This window comes from Pseudomonas sp. P1_F1_2 (assembly GCF_056405815.1).
The window spans coordinates 36,318-57,553 of record NZ_JBFUBK010000019.1 but is presented as its reverse complement, the minus strand read 5'-3'; the positions used below and the strand labels follow the sequence as shown (position 1 = coordinate 57,553).

Sequence of the window (21,236 nt, the reverse complement as noted above, 5' to 3'; positions counted from 1 at the left end):
GCGGATTGCCTTGTGCAAAACATCTTCTGACGATGAACACAACACCCCGTAGCAGCTGCCGAAGGCGGCGTCCCGCTGCGCAGCAGTGGTAATCCGGACCACTCGGTGTGTCAGATAGGCCGAGGCGCATGTTTGACGAGGACTTCGTCCTCGAACGCAGCCTTCGGCAGCTGCTACAGGGTTGTGTTCACACAAAATAGGGCCGCTCGCCGGTAAAGGCGAGCGGCAGTCACGCGGTTCTACTGTGCAGCCGGTGCAGCTTTCATTTTTTCAGCGATTTTGGCATCTACCGCAGCACGAATCTGGTCAACGCTGAAGCTGGCCGGTTTCTGGCTTGGCGGATAGTCGATAAAGGTCTGGAGGAACACCGCCGCTTTACCCGTGGCCACGGCCGCCAGATAGACGTTTTTGGTCAGCCAATCGTAATACTGATCGGAAACCACATCGGCGCGTTCATACGGGTCCATTCTCAGGTTGAAGATTTTTGGCACCCGCAGGCACACAAACGGCTCACTCCACACCTTGAAACCGCCTGGTGCACGTTGTTCGCAGAACACCGCTTTCCAGTTGTCGAAACGCATCGACACCAGCAAACCGTCGTCGTTGAAGTAGTAGAACTCCTTGCGCTCGCCCTTAGGCTGTTGGCCGGTCAGGTAAGGCAGTTGGTTGTAGCCGTCCAGGTGCACCTTGAAGTTGGTGCCACCCGCTACCGGCGCCCAGCCTTTGAGCAGCTTGTCTTTTACGCTGTCTTCACCGGCGACTGCCAGCAGGGTCGGGAACCAGTCCAGGCCCGAGAACATCTCGTTGGAGACTTCACCGGCCTTGATCTTGCCTGGCCAGCGAACAATCGCCGGCACCCGGTAGGCGCCTTCCCAGTTGGAGTTCTTCTCGTTACGGAACGGTGTGGTCGCCGCATCCGGCCAGGAGAACTGGTTCGGGCCGTTGTCGGTGGTATAGACGACGATGGTGTTGTCGGTGACTTTCAGGTCATCGAGGGTTTTCAGCAGTTTGCCGACGTCGCCGTCGTGCTCAAGCATGCCGTCCGCATAGTCGTTGCCGGGCATGCCGCTCTGGCCCTTCATCGACTCGCGCACGTGGGTGAACAAGTGCATGCGGGTGGTGTTCATCCAGACGAAGAACGGTTTGTCTGCCTTGACCTGCTTCTCGATGAACGCTTGGGCGGCGGCGGTGGTCTCGTCGTCGATGGTTTCCATGCGCTTGGTGGTCAATGCGCCGGTGTCTTCGATCTTGCCGTCGGCAAAGCTGTGGATCACACCACGCGGAGCGTATGACTTGAGGAACGCAGGGTCGTCCTTGGGCCAATACGGGCGTTCAGGTTCTTCTTCGGCATTGAGGTGGTACAGGTTGCCGAAGAATTCATCGAAACCGTGGTTGGTCGGCAGGTATTCGTCCTTGTCGCCCAAGTGGTTCTTGCCGAACTGGCCGGTCGCATAACCTTGGGACTTGAGTGCCTGGGCGATGGTGATGTCGCGTTTTTGCAGGCCCACGGGTGCACCCGGCGCGCCAACTTTCGACAGACCGGTACGCAGCGGCGTCTGACCCGTGATAAAGGATGACCGTCCTGCCGTGCAGCTGTTCTCCGCATAGTAGTCGGTGAACATCATGCCTTCTTTGGCAATGCGGTCGATATTGGGAGTCTTGTACCCGACCACACCCATGGAATAGGCGCTGATGTTGGTCTGGCCGATGTCATCGCCAAAGATCACCAGGATGTTGGGTTTTTCAGCGGCCCCGGCTGTTGCCGAAATCGCCATCACCGAGGCTGCCACGAGGGCGAGTTTCGGTAGCCACTTGTGTATGCGAGTCATCTGACTTGCTCCTTTTTCTGACTTGCGCCGCCTAATGCGACAAACGTTTATTGCAGTCCTGCGTCACGCTTTTTATTGCACTTGCTCTGGGGTGGCGGACTCGTACGGGTAGATCCGGCGCCACTCGGCGGCCATGTCCACGACAGTCCAGCCACGGGATTTTGCTTCGTCCAGGGCCTTGTCCAGACGCCCGATTTTGGAGTCACGGTCGTACGCCCATTCACGCTTGGCGTCGGTGTGATGCACTAACCCCATGAATCGTTTGCCCGACCCGGCGGCGGTCCACTGCAACATTTGCTGGTCGCCGTCAGAGTTGCCGAAGGCCAGAATTGGCCGGCGTCCGATCACCGCGTTGATGCTTTCGGGCTTGCCCGGCCCGTCATCGTTGTGTGCCAGTTTTGGCGTGCGCAGGATCGAGGCCTTGCCGTCCTTGTACTCAAACGCTGTGACAAACGTCGTACCGATCACTTGCTCCGGCGGGACGCCATAGGACTTCTCGGCGAAGGCGCGCATGAACCCGGTGTCGCCGCCGGACACGATGTAGGTTTTGAAGTCCTGGCTGCGCAGGTAGTCGAGCAATTCCAGCATCGGCTGGAAGACCATCTCGGTATACAGCTTGCCGGTCTTTGGATGTTTGGCCTGGGCCAGCCAGGTCTTGGCGTAGTCGTCGAACGCTTCGGTGGTCATGCCGGTGTGGGTGGCAACGAAGATCTTCATGATGCCTTCCAGGCCGGCGGCTTCCAGCGCCTTGTGGTCGTTTTCCAGCACCGCTTTGAACGGCTGTGTGGTTTTCCATTCCGGGTGCTGCGCTGCGGTGCGCTTGACTTCCTCAAGGGCAAACAGCAGCTCGAAATACATTGGCTGCTCGCTCCACAGGGTGCCGTCGTTGTCGAACACCGCAATGCGCTCCTCGGGTTTGACGAAGTCCTTGCTGCTCTGATCGGTGACAGCCTGGACGAACTCGATGATGCTCTTCTTGGACGGGCCATCATTCCAGGAGGGCAACGGCTCTGCAGCCTGAACCAGCAACGGCAGGCTCAGGGCCAGCGCCAGCAAAAACTTGAACCCGAGAAGTTGGCGCAGTGATATCGGACTCGTCATGGGAATTCCTTCTCGTGAACGGGGTTGAGTGGCCGTAATGCCGGCGCGGCAGGTGTCTTGTTGGGCGCAGCCTGACTGTTCAGCGTAGTCAAGGATTGCTTGAGTTGGTGCAACGCCTGATCTTTGGCCGATTCACTGCCATAACAGGCGCGCAAAAAGTCCTGCAGGCGCGGTCCTAGAGCGCTCAGCTTCAGTCCCATGCGCCGCCGCCTGGCCCACAGATACAGCGCGCTCAATTGGGCAGGTTGGCCGTCGATCTGCGCCGGAATCTGCCGCCAGGCGTAGTCGGCGGACGCCAGCCAAACGGCGTGCCGGGCACGGCGCCGGGCCTGGACATCAAGGTAGGCACGGTGGATGGGCGGGCGGATAAACCAGCCGAGCACGGCAATGGCCAGCAGCAGTGCAATCGATGCTAGCCAATGCCCGGAGAGGTACAGGCGACTGGGCTGACCGAGTTTTTTCAGGTCTGCGGTAATTGAAAACACCGGGCGATAAGCGCTGTTGGCGGTGGCCTGGAAGGTGACCGCCGGGACTTGGGCGGTACGGGCCTGGCGGGTGCCGGCATCCCACCATTTCAATGAGATTGGCGGCAAGCTGTGCGAGCCATCGGTGTCGATCCGGTAGGTCACGGTGTCGATGCGCTGGCCACCGCTGAAATTGCCCCGACCGTCACCGAGGTTGCTGATCTGCGGGGCTTTCGGGTAACGGCTCAGACCGTTGACATCACTCAGTGATGGCGTCGGCAAGGACATCGCCAGGGCGCCATCGGCTTGCAACGTCAATTCCCGGGTAACGCTGTCGCCGACTTTGAGGGGCGTCGCAGAGTTGACGATTTTTTGCGTAAAGCGCAGCCCTTGCGCGACCAATACCGGTTCGCCGGGTGCAAACCCTGGCGGTTGCGCGGCGTCGAAGTGCAGGGGCTGGCTTTGGGCGCTGAGTTCGGTGGTGGCCTGACCGGGTGTGGCCCGCACAGTCAGCGCGGGTATGTCGAAGCCCTGAGCGAGATTGGGGGTGATCCGGTAGCGGTAGCGCATGCCGCTCAATGACTTGCCGTCGAGCGTCTGATTGAGGTGTTCGGCATGACCGTCCGGCGGCATGACCAGTGCGCCGGACAGCTTCAGGTCGGGCAGGGTGGGGGCTTCGGTGAACCAGCTGTCGGTGTAGACGTCGAGTTGCAGTTCGACGAGGCTGCCGACCATGACGTCTTTTGTGGGCTGCAGCGACACCTGGACTTTCAGCTCGGGTTCAGCGGCCACTGCTGCGGTGGTGAACAGGCAAAGGAGCAGGGCCACGACACGGTCTATCGAAAGACTCATGGTTTGCCCCCCGCCTGATCTTGCAAACTGAACTTCTGCTTCAGGAATTTCGCCGGTGAAGTGCTCAGGTTTTCCAGCCACTGTGCATCGGACGCCGCTTGCTCGGTCTGCACGGCTTTGCTCTGGCCCTTGCCCGGCGCCTTGTCCATTTTGATTTCGTCCGGTTTGACCTTGGGTGCATTCTGCGCGGCGCTGTCGGTGTCTTTCTGCAAGGCAATCGCCAACGCCAGATTGGCCGTGGCCTCCGGGAACTGCGGTTGCAACTTCAGCGCCTGGGTGTACGCGGCAATCGCCTGGTCAAATTTGAAACGACGCACGTAAATATTGCCCAGGTAGAAATACGCTTGCGGCGTTTCCAGTCGCGCAAAACTGGCCAGTGCCAGGTCGAAATCCGCCGCGTTGTAGGCAGCGATACCTTTCCAGTAGGGGTCGACAAAATGCGCGGCGGCTTGCGGGAAATGTTCATGCTCGAACGCCCAGCGACCTTGCTGGTCGGGGGTGAAAAACGCATCGGTCAACGCGTTGGCTTCGGCGGGGGCCGGTTGCCAGCCAATGCCCAGTGCCAATAACAGGCCTGCCATCCAGTTCAGGCTCCAGCCCCGGCGCACGCTGAACAACCCGATCAGCAGCAACGGCCAGCACAACCAATAACCGGCGTCTTTCCAGTGCAGTTCGCGCTGTTCATCGCTGGCGGCCTGGAAATGCTGCTGGGCGTGCAGTTCAATCCATTGCAGGTCATCGTCATTGAGCGTCAGGCTGCCCAACGGCGCGTCGACTGCGGAAGCCAGTTTTTCGAGCGCCGCCTGATCAAAACTGCCCAACACCGGGCGACCATTACTGTCGGTGCGCGGTTGGCCATTGGCGTCATGGATGATCCCGCCGTCTGCACTGCCGACCGCCAGAATCAGCACTTGCAGCGGGCTATCGTTCAATTGCTTATCGAGACCGCCAAGTTGTGATGTATCGGCGCCGTCTGTGATCAGCAACAGCGTGCCCGGGCTTTTGTCGGCAGCCAGCAGCCGTTTGGCTTGTTCGATGACCGCGCCGACGTCTTTGCCCTGTTTGGCGATCAGGTCTGTACTCAGGGCCTGGATGAAGGTGTTGAGCAGTTCGGGGTCGTCGGTCGGCGGCAGCACCAGATGGGCGCTGCCGGCATACGCGATCAAACCACTGCGTGACCCCGCTCGGCGCTGGATCAGGTCGTGCAGTTTGTGTTTGGCCGCTTCCAGTCGACTGGGCTGCACATCCGTGGCGTCCATGGAGGGCGACAGGTCGATGGCGATGATCAGCGGCGCGCGGTTTTCCAGAAAGTCCGGACGGTCCTGCTCCCAGGTGGGGCCGGCCGCCGCGAGGGCACCCAGCACCAACACTGCGCACACCAGATGCACGGGGCGCAAACGTTGTTGGTCCTGTGGCGTTATCAGCAGGTGCGGCAGCAAGTGTTCGGCAATATTGCTGCGCAAGCGCCGCTGTACGTCACGGCTGCGCCGCCAGAGCCAGGGCAACAAGGCGCCGAACGGCACCAGCAACAGCCACAGTGGGCGCAGGAAATGGAACTCGCTGAGGTTTATATCCACTCACCCCTCCTGCCGCTGGCGCGCGAGCATCAAATGAGGCCGGAGCAGGGCGCCCAAATGGTAGAGCGCGAGCAAACCGATAGCGGCCCCCAGTGGCCACCAGAACAAATCCTTTTTCGGCTGATGACTGAGGGTTTTAACCTGGTGTGGGGTCAGTTTGTCGAGGGTGCTGTACACCTGATTCAACGCATTGCGGTCCTCGGCGCGAAAGAACTTGCCGCCCGTGGCTTCGGCGATTTGCTGCAAACCTTGCAGGTTGACCTTGGCTTCTCCGGAGGCGTTCGGGTCACCGATACCGATGGTGTGAATCACCACGCCTTTGGCGGCTGCCATGGCCGCGGCGTGGTCCGGGGTAATCGCGCTGCTGGTGTCGTTGCCGTCGGTCAGCAGGATCAGCACTTTCTCGGGTTCATGCGCCTGCTCAAGCAATTTCAGGCTCAAGCCGATCGCATCGCCAATCGCGGTGTTCGGGCCAGCCATGCCAATGCCGGTGTCATCGAGCAACAGCGACAGACTGGCGTGATCCAGCGTCAGCGGTGCCTGCGGATAGGCGCCGCTGCCAAACACGATCAGGCCAAGGCGATCGTCTTTACGTTTGTCGATAAAGCTGTGGACCACTTCCTTGACCGCCGCCAGGCGATTGATTTTTTGCCCGTTGGCGTCGGTGAAATCGTTGGTTTCCATCGATTGGGAAATGTCGATGGCCAGCATCAGGTCGCGCACCGGTTGTTGGCGTTCGATGGGTTTTTCGACCAGTTCCGGTCGAGCCGCCGCCAGCAACAACAATGCCCAGACCATCAGGTTCAAGACCAGTTGCCAGCGATTGCTGCGTGTCCCGGCCTGGCTCGGTGCCTGACCGACCGCGCGGCTCATGGCGCTGAAAAAAGGCACGCGCACGGCGCTGCGGGCTTCGCGGTAATCAGGCAGGAAGCGGTAGGCCAACCATGGCAGTGGCAAAAGGATCAGCAGCCAAGGGTAATCAAACTGCCACATGATGCTGCTCCACCCAACGTTTGCTGGTGTTGAACAGCCGCTCGCGCTGTTCTTCCTTGAGCGTCAGCAGTGTGCTGTCCGGCGCATAGGCCAACTGCGCGAGTTGCTGGCTGAAATCTGCCGGCAGGGGCTGCGGACTGTGGCGCACCAAAAACGTTTGCCAGTCCTCACCCCCAAGTGCTGCCACAGGGTATGTAGTGGGCATGGACAGGGCGACGCGTTTGAGCAGTTCCGGGAGTTCGCGCAGGGCCCTCAGTTGATCGTCACTGCTTTGCAGTTCAGCCAGTCGCACCAGCCCTTCACGCCGATAACGATCACGGCGCCATTGCCAATACCGCCGTGCGCTGACCAGTAACACGGCAAGCACCAACACACTGAGCAGCGCCCACCAACCCCACGTCTGCGGCGCATAACTGACCGGCGCCGGCAGTGCGATTTCCTTCAGTTGGTCGATGCTCGGGATGTTCGGATTCATCGCCGGCCTCTGCCGAGTTCGGCTCGCAGCTGTTCCTGCGCATCGGTCGCGGTACTGAACATCATCAGCGGCACCTGGCTACGACGCAGCAACGTCGCGACATCCTTGAGCCGACCGCTGAGAAAATCCCCCAGCGGCTGATGCACGCTGCGTTGCTCAACCGCCAGTTCCACCTGCAATTGGYCTTGGGTCACCAGTAAACGGCCGTTTTTCGGCAGGTTCAGCGCCAAGGGGTCATACACCTGCATCGCGATCACATCGTTGTGCGCCGCCAATTGCCGCATTAATTGCAAGGTGCGTTCACCGGCGCCGGCAAAGTCGCTGACGATGCAGATCAAATGATCATGGCCGGCCACCGCCAGGCAATGTTGCAAGACCTTGTCGAGTTGGTCCTCACCTTCGGCGTCCGGGTTGGCGGCATTGAGCAGCTGATTCTGCTCGGCGATACGACTGCAAAAGGCCTCGATGCGTTTGCGACTGCGTAGCGGGGCGATGCTGTCGATGCGTTTGTCATTGAAGACCAGGCCGCCGACCCGGTCACCGGCGTTGAAGGTCATCCACGCCGCCAGCGCGCCGAGTTCGGCGGCAATCGCCGATTTAAAGCTGCGTTGCGAGCCGAAGAACATCGACATGCGCTGGTCGACCAGAATCAACGCGGGGCGGTCACGCTCTTCGGTGAAGGTTCGCACCACCGGTTTGCCGGTGCGCAGTGACGCTCGCCAGTCCAGATGACGCAAATCGTCGCCCGGTTGATAGCGGCGCAGTTCGTCGAAATTCAACCCGCGACCACGCAGCCGCGAAGCATGGTTGCCGGCGAGGAGGCTGCCCTGGGGCTGGCGCGCCAGAAAACTCAAGTCACGGGCCTTGAACTCCAACGCCATCAATTGCGCCAGAGAGACATAGACCAGGCCGTCCGTGCTTTTCATTTTCAACCTCAGGCCGGTATTGCAACTTTGTCGAGCAAGCGGTCGAGCACCTGGTCGGCCGTTACGCCATCCGCCACCGCGTCGTAACTCAGTTGCAAGCGATGACGCAGCACCGGGTGGACCACGGCGCGCACATTGTCCGGCGAAACGAAATCCTGCCCTTGTAGCCAGGCATCGGCGCGGGCACAGCGGTCAAGGCCGATACCGCCCCGAGGACTGGCGCCGATAGCGATCCAGCGGCCGAGATCGGCGTCATAGTCCGCCGGGTGGCGGGTGGCGTTGATCAGGTCGATCAGGTAGCGGTCGATGGCCGGCGAGACGTGAACGGCGCTGACTTCGCGACGGGCCGCGAAAACCACCTCCTGAGACAGTGCAAAACCTTGGGTCGGGGCCGTTTTAGCGCCTGCCGCAAATTCTTCTTCGCGCAGCAATCGCAACACCTGGCTCTCGTTTTCCGCGGTCGGGTAATCCAGCAACACCTTCATCAGAAACCGGTCCATCTGCGCTTCCGGCAGGGGGTAGGTGCCTTCCTGTTCAATCGGGTTTTGCGTGGCGACCACGATGAACAGTTCCGGCAGCACATGGCTGTTGCCGGCCACGGTGATTTGCCGTTCTTCCATGGCTTCCAGCAGCGCCGCCTGAACCTTGGCCGGGGCACGGTTGATTTCGTCGGCGAGGATCAGGTTGCCGAACAGCGGGCCGGGCTGGAACTGGATCTGGTTCTGGCCATCGACCTGATGCAGCACTTCGGCGCCGGTGATGTCTGACGGCAGCAGGTCAGGGGTGAACTGGATGCGGCTCATCTTCGCGTCCAGGTGCCGGGCCAGTGCCTTGACCGTGCGGGTCTTGGCAAGGCCGGGCAAGCTTTCCAGGAGCAAATGGCCGTTGGCCAACAGCCCCAGCAGAATCTGGCGGATTACCTGATCCTGCCCAAGTACGCTTTCGGCGATGCTGGCTTGCAGGGCGTTGAGGTCATTGAGTGCGGTCATGGGCGTTTCCTTTACCAGGCGTATTGCAAGCGTAAGGTCCAGGTGTTGACGTCGGGGGAGCCGCTGCGCTCGGACACCGTGTCCGAATAGGCGATCAACCCGCCAAACTGGGGCGACAGCATGAAGCCGACCGTGGCACCCAACAGGCTGCTTTCCTGTTTGTTGTCCTGCCAGTCACCATTGATTTTGGTTTCGCCGCCTCGGTTGTAGGTGCCATCGATCGAGGCCCACAGCGCGCGGTTGAAGCTGTAGCTGTAGTGACCTTCGATGGAATACAGCGCTTTTTGCTCAAGTGTGCCGTCGCCGTGGTAATCGTCGTTGTCGCCGTACAGCGAGACGTAGGTGTTGAGTTCAAGCCAGGTCGGGCCAATCGGCGTGCCGAAGGCAATTTCCGGCTTGAACGCCCAGCGGTTGGCGCCGATGTTGATGACCCGGTCCTTGTCGTAATCACCGGTGGGCGCGGTGATCCACAACGCCCCCGTCAGAAAGGTCTCGGGTGTCCAGGTGGCGAATTCTTGCGGGGTCAGCGCCGGGCCACCAAAAACGTTGTGCACCAGCACCACCTGCGTATCGCCCAGACCGCCGTTGTGCTTGGTGCCATTGAAGAACTGGCCATTATCGAACGAGGCGGAAACGTCGGCGTAAGGTTGCAGGACCTGAACCGCACTGTTACGCCCGTCGATGGCAAACGAGCGGGCAAAACGGGCGATGTACAGGTCCGCGTTCAGGGACAAGCCATCAAGCGGCAATGACGTATCGATCGGCGTGTTGCTATTAACGAGGTTGTAATAGCCGAACACCATGTTCAGGTCGGTCGGCAGGTTCTGCCAGTCACGCGCGTTGTCCGCTTGGCCCGCCAGTGGCGTCATGGATAGCGTGAGTGCGGTGAATGCGGCTTTCCTTGTCGTCTTCAGTCCCATCACGGTGCTCCTGCAGGTTTTGGGTGCGTGGTTCATGGCTTTGCGCCCACGAGTGTCAGTGGCGGCATTATCCATTGGCCGCGGGTGTGCTTTCGGACTTGAAATGTCGAACAGGTTCGGGGCGCCGAGGCAGGTGACGCTGGCGTTATGGGGAGCGAGGCGAGTGCCGGATGACTGGGCGGCGCTGAGCGAAAGGTTCCGTGCAGGGTTAATTTTGTTGAGTGCATCGGCGTTATTGGCCTGCACGTAAACGGCGGGCGAAAAGCGTGCTGCCGCCAACAACAAAGCGTTATTTTTTTATGCTGAAACATCATTCCCGATTCCCTTCTGGCTCATTGGGTTACTCGGCACTTCCTGGCCGTTAATACGTAATCAATTTCCCACCAAGCCCGTAGGACAAATCTGACGCTAGCAGCTAGTCACGACTTTTCCAGTCAAAAGGATTAAATCTTTGATTTTGTGCACAGAACTTCGTTATTTGTGTGTACTAAAAAGTTAATACCAAATCATGGGGTTACCGCCGATCCTGGTGTTCAGGCGACGCCGGATTCACCTGATACACCGCGTAAAACAATCACGCGTGCACCCGGCAAACCCGGCCTGAAAATGTTCAGCGTTTTTTGGCCTCGGCGCGCAGTCGTTCTTCCTGCTCGCGCAGTTCCGGGGTGAACTCGGCACCGAAATCCTCAGCTTCGAACACCTGGCGAATCTCGATCTCGGCCTCGGTGCCCGGCATTGGGTTCGGGCAGCGCTTGACCCAATCGATCGCCTCCTGTTTCGACTGCACCTGCCATATCCAGTAGCCGGCAATCAGCTCCTTGGTTTCGGCGAACGGGCCGTCGATGACGGTGCGTTTGTCCCCTGAAAAGTGAACACGTGTGCCTTTGCTGCTGGGTTGCAGGCCTTCGCCTTCGACGAAGATGCCTGCCTTGACCAGTTCTTCGTTGTAGTTGCCCATGGCGGTCAGCAGTTCTTCGCTGGGCATGATGCCGGCTTCGGAATCCTGGCTGGCTTTGATGATGATCATGAATCGCATGGCTGTATCTCCGCTGGATTTGACTGGACTCGCTGACTAGTCGAATGAACGTCGTCTAAATCGACAGTGCTGCCAAATTAAAGACCAGCGATTGAGCCCGTGGGTTTTCGGTTGCCTTTCGTCAAGAACACCAAGTGGTGGCCGGGGAGGGCTGTACGCTATAGAGCAACCCGGGCTGCGTGCCTGCGGCCATGCGGGGTTTGGAAGGGTTGTATCCAGTTTCGCCAGCAAGACTTCACGATTTGTATCTGGGCATAGGTCGTCGGGCGATTTCGTGGTTAACTTCGGCCTCTTCAAAATTCTCCACCACAACGTTCAGAAGGACTCAGTTCATGGCTCAAGTCACTCTTAAAGGCAACCCGGTTCAAGTCAACGGCCAACTGCCACAAGCCGGTTCCAAGGCGCCAGCCTTTTCCCTGGTTGCCGGCAATCTGTCCGACGTCACCCTGAAAGACTTTGCCGGCAAGCGCAAAGTGCTGAACATCTTCCCAAGCGTCGACACTCCGACCTGCGCCACTTCGGTACGCAAGTTCAACGCCCAGGCCAACGATGTCGCCAACACCGTTGTGCTGTGCATCTCCGCTGACCTGCCGTTCGCCCAGGCACGCTTCTGCGGCGCCGAAGGCCTGGAAAACGTGCAAAACCTGTCGACCCTGCGTGGTGCCGAGTTCATCGAGAACTACGGCGTTGCCATCGCAGACGGCCCGCTCAAAGGCCTGACCGCCCGTGCGGTCGTGGTTCTGGATGAAAACGACAACGTCCTGCACAGCGAACTGGTCAAGGAAATCGCTGAAGAACCGAACTACGAAGCTGCACTCGCCGTTCTGAAATAAGCGACAGCTTTACAATTGTTAACGGCCTGGCCCTGCCCAGGCCGTTTTCATTTGTGATTCAGTGTCTTGGCCAAACAACCTGTTACGTAAGCCGAAGGTAAATTGCCGGTAAAGCCGCTTTGCTTAATAGCCGCCAGTGCTTATCGTTCAGCCTCATGTAGAAGAAGCCCACGCGCCCAATGGTTGATCATTCAATGCAATCCTCCGCTTCCCGTAGTCCTCGTCGCTGGCTGTTCGGCCTGCTTGTCCTGTTGGTCATCGCAGGCGTGTGCTGGAAATTCTGGCCCACCAGTGCGACTCACAAGGAGGGCACAGGGCAGAAAGCCGTGGCCGGCCATACCGGCAAGTCCGGTGGCATGCGCCCGGGCTTCGGCGGGGCGACCGGCCCGGTGCCCGTGCGTGTGGCCCCTGCGGTCAAGGGTGATTTCCCGCTGTACTACAAAGCGCTCGGCACTGTCACTGCACTCAACACCATCAATGTGCGCAGCCGTGTGGGCGGGGAGCTGATCAAGATTTCCTTCGAAGAAGGGCAGATGGTCAAGGCCGGTGACCTGCTGGCAGAAATCGACCCACGCCCGTACCAGAACGCCTTGCTCCAGGCTGAAGGCACGTTGCTGCAAAACCAGGCGCAATTGAAGAACGCCCAGGTCGATGTCGAGCGTTATCGCGGCCTGTACCGTGAAGACAGTATCGCCAAGCAAACCCTGGACACCGCCGAGGCCCTCGTCGGTCAGTACCAAGGCACCGTCAAGACCAACCAGGCGGCGGTCAACGACGCCAAACTCAATCTCGAATTCACCAAGATCCGCGCACCGATTACCGGGCGTGTAGGCCTGCGTCAGCTGGACGTCGGCAACCTCGTCGCCGCCAACGACACCACGGCGCTGGCGATCATCACCCAGACCCAGCCGATCAGCGTCGCTTTCACCTTGCCGGAAAACAGCCTCGACGTTGTACTGGCACGCTATCGCACCGGGGCCAAACTGGCCGCCGAAGCCTGGGATCGTGGCGACACCCAATTGCAGGCCACCGGTGTGCTGCAAAGCCTGGACAACCAGATCGACGTCACCACCGGTACGCTGAAGTTCAAGGCACGCTACGAGAACCGCGATCAAGCGCTGTTCCCCAATCAGTTCGTCAACGTCCACTTGCTGGCCGACACCCTCAAAGGGGTGGTGCTCGCGCCGTCGGCGGCGATTCAGTTCGGCACCAACGGCACCTTCGTCTATGCCCTGGACGGCGACAAAAAAGTCACCATTCGCGCGTTGAAAGTCGGCGCCAGCGACGGGCTCAATACCGTGGTCACCGAAGGCCTGGCCCCCGGGGATCGCGTAGTGCTTGAAGGCACCGACCGCTTGAAGGAAGGCAGCGAAGTCGAAGTGGTCAATAACCCCCAGGAAGTGCCGGCCACCCCGACCGAACACCTGCAAGGCAAATCGGCGGCGGACATGACTGAGCCGGCAGCCGCCGACAAGGCGAAAAAGGGCGGCGCATGAACATCTCGCGGCTGTTCATCCTTCGCCCGGTCGCCACGACCCTGAGCATGCTGGCCATTGTGCTGGCCGGTTTGATTGCCTATCGGTTGCTGCCGGTGTCGGCGTTGCCACAAGTCGACTACCCGACGATTCGCGTCATGACGCTCTATCCCGGTGCCAGCCCCGATGTCATGACCAGCGCGGTCACGGCGCCACTGGAGCGCCAGTTCGGGCAAATGCCCGGCCTGACCCAGATGGCTTCGACCAGTTCGGGCGGTGCCTCGGTGCTGACGCTGCGCTTCAGTCTCGACATCAACATGGACGTCGCCGAACAGCAGGTGCAAGCCGCGATCAACGCCGCCACCAATTTGCTGCCCAAGGACCTGCCGGCACCGCCGGTGTACAACAAGGTCAACCCGGCGGACACCCCGGTGCTGACCCTGGCCATTACCTCCAAAACCATGTTGTTGCCCAAGCTCAATGACCTGGTTGACACGCGCATGGCGCAGAAAATCGCCCAGATCAGCGGCGTCGGCATGGTCAGCATTGCCGGGGGCCAGCGCCAGGCGGTGCGGATCAAGGTCAACCCCGAGGCCCTGGCGGCCAACGGTCTGAACTTGTCGGATGTGCGCACGCTGATCGGCGCCTCCAACGTCAACCAACCCAAAGGCAACTTCGACGGCCCGACCCGGGTGTCGATGCTCGATGCCAACGATCAACTGACTTCGCCCAAGGATTACGCCAACCTCATTCTGGCCTACGCCAACGGTGCGCCGTTGCGACTCAAGGATGTCGCGGAAATCGTCGACGGCGCCGAAAACGAACGCCTGGCGGCGTGGGCCAATGAAAACCAGGCCGTGCTGCTCAACATTCAGCGCCAGCCCGGTGCCAACGTCATTGAAGTGGTCGACCGGATCAAGGCTTTGCTGCCAAGCATCACCGACAACCTGCCGGCCGGCCTCGACGTCACGGTACTGACCGACCGCACCCAAACCATTCGCGCCTCGGTCAAGGACGTGCAGCATGAATTGCTGATCGCCATCGCATTGGTGGTGATGGTTACTTTCCTGTTTCTGCGCCGCGCCAGTGCCACGATCATTCCTTCGATTGCCGTGCCGCTGTCGTTGATCGGCACGTTCGGCGTGATGTACCTCGCCGGTTTCTCGGTGAATAACCTGACCCTGATGGCACTRACCATCGCCACCGGTTTTGTGGTGGACGATGCGATCGTGATGCTGGAGAACATTTCCCGGTTTATAGAAGAGGGCGACAGCCCGCTGAATGCAGCGCTCAAGGGCGCGAAGCAAATCGGTTTCACCCTGATTTCCCTGACGCTGTCGCTGATCGCGGTACTGATTCCGCTGCTGTTCATGGCTGACGTGGTGGGGCGCCTGTTCCGGGAGTTTGCGATCACCCTGGCGGTGGCGATCCTGATTTCGCTGGTGGTGTCCCTGACCCTGACGCCAATGATGTGCGCGCGTTTGCTCAAGCGTGAACCCAAGGAAGAAGAGCAGGGCCGTTTCTACCGGGCCAGCGGCGCGGCGATTGACTGGATGATCGCCGCTTACGGGCGCAAATTGCAGTGGGTGCTCAAGCACCAGCCACTGACGTTGATGGTGGCCGTCGGCACCCTGGCGTTGACCGTATTCCTTTACATGGTGGTGCCAAAAGGCTTCTTCCCGGTGCAGGACACCGGGGTGATCCAGGGGATTTCCGAGGCGCCGCAGTCGATTTCCTTCGCGGCCATGAGTGACCGTCAGCAAGCGCTGGCCAAGGTGATCCTTGCCGACCCGGCGGTTGAAAGCCTGTCGTCCTACATTGGTGTGGACGGTGACAACTCGACGCTGAACAGCGGTCGCCTGCTGATCAACCTCAAGTCCCACAGCAATCGTGACGTGGGCGCAACCGAGGTGATTGCACGCCTGCAACCTGAAGTGAACAAGCTGGTAGGCATTCGCCTGTTCATGCAGCCGGTGCAGGACTTGACCATCGAAGACCGCGTCAGCCGCACCCAATACCAGTTCAGCATGTCATCGCCAGATGCAGAGCTGCTGAGCCGGTGGAGCGGGCGCCTCGTCGAAGCGCTGGCCCAACGACCCGAGCTGACCGACGTTGCCAGCGACTTGCAGGACAAGGGTTTGCAGGTCTATCTGGTGATCGACCGTGATGCCGCTTCGCGGGTCGGGGTGTCGGTGTCGAACATCACCGATGCGCTGTACGACGCTTTTGGCCAGCGGCAGATTTCGACCATCTACACCCAGGCCAGCCAGTACCGCGTGGTGCTGCAATCGCAGTCCGGGGAGAAGATCGGCCCGGATGCGCTGAATCAGATTCACGTGAAAACTACCGACGGCGGGCAAGTCCGCCTGTCCAGCCTCGCGCACATCGAAGAGCGTCAGGCGCAACTGGCAATCACCCACATCGGCCAGTTCCCGGCGGTGATGATGTCGTTCAACCTGGCACCGGGCGTGGCGCTGGGGCATGCCGTCGAGATCATCGACCAGGTGCAGAAAGACATCGGCATGCCGATTGGCGTGCAGACGCAGTTCCAGGGCGCGGCCGAGGCGTTCCAGGCCTCGCTGTCGAGCACCTTGCTGCTGATTCTGGCGGCGGTGGTGACCATGTACATCGTGCTCGGCGTGTTGTACGAGAGCTACATCCACCCGATCACCATTCTCTCGACCTTGCCTTCGGCGGCGGTCGGCGCGTTGCTGGCCTTGATCCTGAGCGGCAATGACCTGGGCATGATCGCGATCATCGGCATCATTTTGCTGATCGGCATCGTGAAGAAAAACGCGATCATGATGATCGACTTCGCCCTCGATGCAGAGCGCAATCAGGGCATCGACCCGGAAACCGCGATCTATCAAGCCGCGTTGCTTCGTTTTCGGCCCATTCTGATGACCACCCTGGCGGCGTTGTTCGGCGCCGTGCCGCTGATGCTGGCCACTGGTTCCGGCGCGGAATTACGTCAACCGCTGGGGTTGGTGATGGTCGGTGGTTTGCTGCTGAGTCAGGTGCTGACCTTGTTCACCACGCCCGTCATCTACTTGTACTTCGATCGCCTCGGTCGGCGCTGGGGCCGTAAGTCTGAAGCCGTGGAAGCGGTAGAGCAGCCATGAACCTGTCCGGACCTTTCATCAAGCGCCCGGTCGCGACGATGTTGCTGAGCCTGGCGATCATGTTGCTGGGCGGCGTGAGTTTCGGCCTGTTGCCGGTGTCACCGCTGCCTCAGATGGATTTCCCGGTAATCGTGGTGCAGGCCAGTCTGCCCGGCGCGAGTCCCGAGGTCATGGCCTCGACCGTGGCTACGCCGCTGGAGCGGTCCTTTGGCACCATCGCCGGGGTCAATACCATGAGCAGCCGCTCCAGTCAGGGCTCGACCCGGGTGATCCTGCAATTTGACCTCGACCGCGACATCAACGGTGCGGCCCGGGAAGTGCAAGCCGCGATCAACGCCTCGCGTAACCTGCTGCCGAGCGGGATGCGCAGCATGCCGACCTACAAAAAGGTCAACCCGTCCCAGGCACCGATCATGGTGTTGTCGCTGACGTCGGACGTGCTGGAAAAGGGCCAACTCTACGATCTGGCCTCGACGATCCTGTCCCAGAGCCTGTCACAAGTGCAGGGCGTGGGCGAAGTGCAGATCGGCGGCAGTTCGTTGCCGGCGGTGCGTATCGAACTCGAGCCGCAGGCGCTCAATCAGTACGGCGTGGCGCTGGATGATGTGCGCAACACCATCGCCAATGCCAACGTGCGTCGGCCCAAGGGCTCGGTCGAAGACGGCGAGCGGTTGTGGCAAGTGCAGGCCAACGATCAGCTGGAAAAAGCCAAGGATTACGAGTCGCTCATCATCCACTACAACGGCGGTGCAGCCTTGCGTCTGAAGGATGTGGCCAAGGTCAGCGATGGCGTCGAGGACCGCTACAACAGCGGCTTCTTCAACGACGACGCGGCGGTGTTGCTGGTGATCAACCGTCAGGCGGGCGCCAACATCATCGAGACGGTCAACGAGATCAAGGCGCAGCTGCCGGCGTTGCAGGCGGTGCTGCCGGCCAGTGTCAAGCTGAACCTGGCGATGGACCGTTCGCCGGTGATCAAGGCGACCCTGCACGAAGCGGAAATGACCCTGCTGATCGCGGTGACGCTGGTGATTCTGGTGGTCTTCCTGTTCCTCGGTAACTTCCGTGCCTCGCTGATTCCGACACTGGCGGTCCCGGTGTCGCTGGTGGGCACCTTTGCGGTGATGTACCTCTATGGCTTCTCGCTGAATAACCTGTCGCTGATGGCGCTGATCCTGGCCACCGGTCTGGTGGTCGACGACGCCATCGTTGTACTGGAGAACATCTCCCGGCACATCGACGAAGGCGTGCCACCGATGAAGGCCGCGTACCTGGGCGCCCAGGAAGTCGGCTTTACCTTGCTGTCGATGAACGTTTCATTGGTCGCGGTGTTCCTGTCGATCCTGTTCATGGGCGGCATCATTGAAAGCCTGTTCCGTGAGTTTTCCATCACCCTGGCAGCGTCCATCGTCGTGTCGCTGGTGGTTTCGCTGACGCTGACGCCGATGCTCTGCGCCCGCTGGCTGAAGCCGCATACGCCGGGCCAGGAAAACCGTTTGCAGCGCTGGAGCCAGCGCGCCAACGAATGGATGGTCGGCAAATACGCGACGAGCCTGGACTGGGTATTGCGCCACCGCCGATTGACCTTGCTCAGCCTGTTTGTGACGATCGGAGTGAATATCGCGTTGTACGTGGTGGTGCCCAAGACGTTTTTGCCGCAGCAGGATACCGGTCAGCTCATCGGTTTCGTGCGCGGTGACGACGGTCTGTCGTTCAGCGTGATGCAGCCGAAAATGGAAACCTTCCGCCGCGCCGTGCTCAAGGACGACGCGGTGGAAAGCGTCGCCGGGTTCATTGGCGGCAGCAACGGCACCAATAACGCGTTCATGCTGGTGCGCCTGAAACCGATCAAGGAACGCAACATTTCCGCGCAAAAAGTCATCGAGCGCCTGCGCAAGGAAATGCCCAAGGTCCCTGGCGCACAGTTGATGCTGATGGCGGACCAGGACCTGCAATTTGGCGGCGGTCGCGAACAGACGTCGTCGCAGTATTCCTACATCCTGCAAAGCGGTGATCTGGGCGCGTTACGCGAGTGGTATCCAAAAGTCGTCACCGCGCTCAAGGCGCTGCCGGAGTTGACGGCGATTGACGCTCGGGAAGGTCGTGGTGCGCAACAAGTCACGCTGATTGTCGATCGCGATCAGGCCAAGCGCCTGGGCGTCGACATGGACATGGTCACCTCGGTGCTTAACAACGCCTATAGCCAGCGGCAAATCTCAACGATTTACGACAGCCTCAACCAATATCAGGTGGTGATGGAGGTCAATCCGAAATACGCACAGGACCCGATCACCCTCAAACAGGTGCAGGTGATTACAGCCGATGGCGCACGGATTCCGTTGTCGACCATCGCCCATTACGAAAGAAGCCTGGAAAACGACCGGGTCAGCCACGAAGGCCAGTTTGCCTCCGAAAGCCTGTCGTTCGACATGGCCGAAGGCGTGACGGTAGAGCAGGGCGCCGCAGCCATCGAAAGGGCGATTGCCACGCTCGGACTTCCCGAAGACGTGATCGCGAAAATGGCGGGCACCGCCGATGCGTTCGCCGCGACCCAGAAGAGCCAGCCGTGGATGATTCTCGGCGCGCTGTTGGCGGTCTATCTGGTGTTGGGTGTGCTGTATGAAAGCTACATTCATCCGCTGACGATTCTGTCGACCTTGCCGTCGGCCGGGGTCGGTGCATTGCTCTCGATCTACGCGCTGGGCGGCGAGTTCAGTTTGATTTCGCTGCTGGGCCTGTTCCTGCTGATTGGCGTGGTGAAGAAAAACGCCATCCTGATGATCGACCTCGCGCTGCAACTTGAACGCCATCAAGGCCTGGCACCGCTGGAGTCGATTCGCAGTGCTTGCCTGCAACGCCTGCGACCGATCCTGATGACCACGCTGGCGGCGATCCTCGGTGCCGTGCCGTTGCTGCTGAGCCGTGCCGAAGGTGCGGAAATGCGCCAGCCACTGGGCCTGACCATCATCGGCGGGCTGATTTTCAGCCAGGTGCTGACCCTTTACACCACGCCAGTGGTTTACCTCTATCTCGACAAACTGCGCCATCGCTTCAATAAATGGCGTGGGGTACGTACCGATGCTGCTTTGGAAACTCCGCTATGACTGACCGTTCGCTTATCCATCTGGCCGCCCCGCTGGCCGCTGCCCGAGGCTCGCGTTTGCTGAGCCTGGCGCTGTGCGCGGCAATGCTCAGCGCATGTGCCGTGGGCCCGGATTATCAGCGCCCGCAAGCGGCCGCGCCGGTGCAGTACAAGGAAGCGGCGGGGTGGCGTCAGGCCAGCCCCAGCGATTCCCTGGCACGCGGTGCCTGGTGGGAGTTGTATGGCGATCAGCAGCTCAATGGCCTGATCGAAAAACTCAACAGCTCCAACCAGACCGTGGCCCAGTCCGAGGCACAATACCGCCAGGCACAAGCCTTGGTGCGCAGTGCCCGCGGGGCGTTTTTTCCGACGGTTGATTTGACCGTCGGTAAAAACCGCTCCAGCCAGGGCACCGGCAGCAGCAATTCGAGCCTGACCAGTTCCTCCAGCGGTATTCGTGACACCTACACCGCCCAGGCCGGTGTCAGTTGGGAAGCGGACGTGTGGGGCAAATTACGCCGAGGCCTTGAAGCCGACACCGCCAACGCCCAGGCAAGCTATGCCGACCTGGCTGCCATGCGTCTGAGTCAGCAGTCGGAGCTGGTGCAGAACTACCTGCAATTGCGCGTGATCGATGAACAGAAGCGCTTGCTTGAAGCGACAGTCGAGGCTTATCAGCGTTCGCTGACAATGACCGAAAACCAATACCGCGCCGGTGTGTCCGGGCGAGACGCGGTGGCGCAGGCGCAGACTCAACTCAAAAGCACGCAGGCAGACATGGTTGACCTGATCTGGCAGCGCGCCCAGTTCGAGAACGCTATCGCCGTATTGATCGGGCTGCCCCCGGCCGAGTTTAGTCTGGCGGAAACCACCACCATCCCGACCTTGCCCGAAGTGCCGGTGGGCCTGCCTTCGCAATTGCTTGAACGTCGCCCGGACATCGCTTCCGCCGAGCGTTCAGTGATGGCGGCCAACGCCAACATCGGCGTGGCCAAGGCTGCCTATTACCCGGATTTCACCTTGAGCATGAACGGCGGGTATAGCAGCAGCACCTATTCCAACTGGATCAGCGTACCCAATCGCTTCTGGTCGGTCGGACCGCAGTTGGCAATGACCTTGTTTGATGGCGGCCAGCGTTCGGCCGAAGTCGATCGCAGCGAAGCCGCCTACGACGAGACGGTGGCCAAGTACCGCCAGACCGTGCTCGATGGCTTCCGTGAAGTGGAAAACTACCTGGTGCAGCTCAAGGTGCTGGAGCAGGAAGCCGGCGTGCGCCAGGAAGCGCTGGAGGCGGCGCGTATCTCGTTGCGCCTGACCCAGAATCAGTACAAGGCCGGTTTGATTGCTTATCTGGATGTGGTGGTGGTTCAAGCCACGGCACTGAGTAACGAGCGCAACGTGCTGGATTTATTGCAGAGCCGGTTGATTGCCAGCGTGCAATTGATTGCCGCGCTGGGTGGCGGTTGGGACGGGGCGTTGCAGGTCAGCGAAAACCAGTAGTCMCCCTGTAGTCGCTGCCGAGCCCGCGTTTGCTCGTAGCAGCTGTCGAGCAGCGCGAGGCA

At 60.3% G+C, this 21,236-nt stretch carries 16 protein-coding genes; 6 read left to right on the top strand and 10 right to left on the bottom strand.

The genetic code is table 11. The features are described from left to right. Positions 1-239: 239 nt before the first annotated feature. The 9 genes from AC1D2P_RS08225 to AC1D2P_RS08185 all read right to left on the bottom strand — a co-directional run bounded on the left by AC1D2P_RS08225 (position 240) and on the right by AC1D2P_RS08185 (position 10,126). The gene (locus tag AC1D2P_RS08225; RefSeq protein WP_046032173.1) at positions 240-1,829 is read right to left on the bottom strand and encodes an arylsulfatase; all 1,590 of its coding nucleotides are present in this window, start codon (positions 1,827-1,829) and stop codon (positions 240-242) included. Positions 1,830-1,901: 72 nt separating this feature from the next. After that, positions 1,902-2,930 (bottom strand): HAD family hydrolase, encoded by a 1,029-nt coding sequence (locus AC1D2P_RS08220; RefSeq protein WP_477758146.1) that lies wholly within the window; start codon positions 2,928-2,930, stop codon positions 1,902-1,904. Continuing rightward, a complete protein-coding gene (locus AC1D2P_RS08215) occupies positions 2,927-4,246 on the bottom strand; it encodes a BatD family protein (protein ID WP_477758145.1) in 1,320 nt (439 codons plus the stop codon). Before AC1D2P_RS08215 ends, AC1D2P_RS08220 begins: the two co-directional genes overlap by 4 nt. Then, positions 4,243-5,823, bottom strand: a complete 1,581-nt coding sequence (locus tag AC1D2P_RS08210; protein ID WP_477758144.1) for a VWA domain-containing protein — start codon at positions 5,821-5,823, stop codon at positions 4,243-4,245. Before AC1D2P_RS08210 ends, AC1D2P_RS08215 begins: the two co-directional genes overlap by 4 nt. Next, a complete protein-coding gene (locus AC1D2P_RS08205; RefSeq protein WP_046032177.1) occupies positions 5,824-6,816 on the bottom strand; it encodes a vWA domain-containing protein in 993 nt (330 codons plus the stop codon). Beyond that, positions 6,803-7,291 carry a DUF4381 domain-containing protein gene (locus AC1D2P_RS08200; protein WP_477758143.1) on the bottom strand — a complete coding sequence of 163 codons (489 nt, stop codon included), beginning with the start codon at positions 7,289-7,291 and terminating at the stop codon, positions 6,803-6,805. The genes AC1D2P_RS08205 and AC1D2P_RS08200 overlap by 14 nt, the downstream gene beginning before the upstream one ends. After that, positions 7,288-8,217 carry a DUF58 domain-containing protein gene (locus AC1D2P_RS08195; protein WP_477811380.1) on the bottom strand — a complete coding sequence of 310 codons (930 nt, stop codon included), beginning with the start codon at positions 8,215-8,217 and terminating at the stop codon, positions 7,288-7,290. Before AC1D2P_RS08195 ends, AC1D2P_RS08200 begins: the two co-directional genes overlap by 4 nt. Before the next feature lie 8 nt (positions 8,218-8,225). Then, complete coding sequence (locus tag AC1D2P_RS08190) at positions 8,226-9,206, bottom strand: AAA family ATPase (RefSeq protein WP_077432092.1); 981 nt, start codon at positions 9,204-9,206, stop codon at positions 8,226-8,228. Positions 9,207-9,217: 11 nt separating this feature from the next. Then, a complete protein-coding gene (locus AC1D2P_RS08185) occupies positions 9,218-10,126 on the bottom strand; it encodes a transporter (RefSeq protein ID WP_109786579.1) in 909 nt (302 codons plus the stop codon). On the opposite strand from AC1D2P_RS08185, the gene AC1D2P_RS08180 reads away from it, so the two are divergent. Continuing rightward, positions 10,096-10,263, top strand: coding sequence for an SWIM zinc finger family protein (locus tag AC1D2P_RS08180; RefSeq protein WP_408980955.1), 168 nt, complete (start codon positions 10,096-10,098; stop codon positions 10,261-10,263). The genes AC1D2P_RS08185 and AC1D2P_RS08180 overlap by 31 nt on opposite strands. Positions 10,264-10,736: 473 nt before the next feature. On the opposite strand, the gene AC1D2P_RS08175 is transcribed toward AC1D2P_RS08180, so the two are convergent. Further along, entirely contained in the window at positions 10,737-11,162 is a 426-nt protein-coding gene (locus tag AC1D2P_RS08175) for a YciI family protein (protein WP_109786498.1), read from the bottom strand. A gap of 332 nt (positions 11,163-11,494) precedes the next feature. Here AC1D2P_RS08175 and tpx point away from each other — a divergent pair, with 332 nt between their 5' ends. The 5 genes from tpx (at position 11,495) to AC1D2P_RS08150 (ending at position 21,174) form a co-directional block, all read left to right on the top strand. After that, positions 11,495-11,995, top strand: a complete 501-nt coding sequence (gene tpx, locus AC1D2P_RS08170) for a thiol peroxidase (protein WP_046032182.1) — start codon at positions 11,495-11,497, stop codon at positions 11,993-11,995. 179 nt (positions 11,996-12,174) lie between these two features. Further along, entirely contained in the window at positions 12,175-13,491 is a 1,317-nt protein-coding gene (locus tag AC1D2P_RS08165; protein ID WP_477758141.1) for an MdtA/MuxA family multidrug efflux RND transporter periplasmic adaptor subunit, read from the top strand. Further along, positions 13,488-16,592, top strand: a complete 3,105-nt coding sequence (locus AC1D2P_RS08160) for an MdtB/MuxB family multidrug efflux RND transporter permease subunit (protein ID WP_223525500.1) — start codon at positions 13,488-13,490, stop codon at positions 16,590-16,592. Before AC1D2P_RS08165 ends, AC1D2P_RS08160 begins: the two co-directional genes overlap by 4 nt. Continuing rightward, the gene (locus AC1D2P_RS08155; RefSeq protein WP_046032185.1) at positions 16,589-19,696 is read left to right on the top strand and encodes an efflux RND transporter permease subunit; all 3,108 of its coding nucleotides are present in this window, start codon (positions 16,589-16,591) and stop codon (positions 19,694-19,696) included. The genes AC1D2P_RS08160 and AC1D2P_RS08155 overlap by 4 nt, the downstream gene beginning before the upstream one ends. Beyond that, entirely contained in the window at positions 19,693-21,174 is a 1,482-nt protein-coding gene (locus tag AC1D2P_RS08150) for an efflux transporter outer membrane subunit (RefSeq protein ID WP_109786495.1), read from the top strand. The genes AC1D2P_RS08155 and AC1D2P_RS08150 overlap by 4 nt, the downstream gene beginning before the upstream one ends. Positions 21,175-21,236: the final 62 nt, after the last annotated feature.

Excerpts from the sequence above, each read along its gene's own strand:
- AC1D2P_RS08215 (WP_477758145.1), bottom strand. The coding sequence starts at position 4,246 with ATGAGTCTTTCGATAGACCGTGTCGTGGCCCTGCTCCTTTGCCTGTTC.
- AC1D2P_RS08200 (WP_477758143.1), bottom strand. The coding sequence starts at position 7,291 with ATGAATCCGAACATCCCGAGCATCGACCAACTGAAGGAAATCGCACTG.
- AC1D2P_RS08190 (WP_077432092.1), bottom strand. The coding sequence starts at position 9,206 with ATGACCGCACTCAATGACCTCAACGCCCTGCAAGCCAGCATCGCCGAA.
- AC1D2P_RS08155 (WP_046032185.1), top strand. The coding sequence starts at position 16,589 with ATGAACCTGTCCGGACCTTTCATCAAGCGCCCGGTCGCGACGATGTTG.
- AC1D2P_RS08220 (WP_477758146.1), bottom strand. The coding sequence starts at position 2,930 with ATGACGAGTCCGATATCACTGCGCCAACTTCTCGGGTTCAAGTTTTTG.
- tpx (WP_046032182.1), top strand. The coding sequence starts at position 11,495 with ATGGCTCAAGTCACTCTTAAAGGCAACCCGGTTCAAGTCAACGGCCAA.
- AC1D2P_RS08185 (WP_109786579.1), bottom strand. The coding sequence starts at position 10,126 with ATGGGACTGAAGACGACAAGGAAAGCCGCATTCACCGCACTCACGCTA.
- AC1D2P_RS08180 (WP_408980955.1), top strand. The coding sequence starts at position 10,096 with ATGCGGCTTTCCTTGTCGTCTTCAGTCCCATCACGGTGCTCCTGCAGG.
- AC1D2P_RS08150 (WP_109786495.1), top strand. The coding sequence starts at position 19,693 with ATGACTGACCGTTCGCTTATCCATCTGGCCGCCCCGCTGGCCGCTGCC.
- AC1D2P_RS08165 (WP_477758141.1), top strand. The coding sequence starts at position 12,175 with ATGGTTGATCATTCAATGCAATCCTCCGCTTCCCGTAGTCCTCGTCGC.
- AC1D2P_RS08225 (WP_046032173.1), bottom strand. The coding sequence starts at position 1,829 with ATGACTCGCATACACAAGTGGCTACCGAAACTCGCCCTCGTGGCAGCC.
- AC1D2P_RS08205 (WP_046032177.1), bottom strand. The coding sequence starts at position 6,816 with ATGTGGCAGTTTGATTACCCTTGGCTGCTGATCCTTTTGCCACTGCCA.
- AC1D2P_RS08175 (WP_109786498.1), bottom strand. The coding sequence starts at position 11,162 with ATGCGATTCATGATCATCATCAAAGCCAGCCAGGATTCCGAAGCCGGC.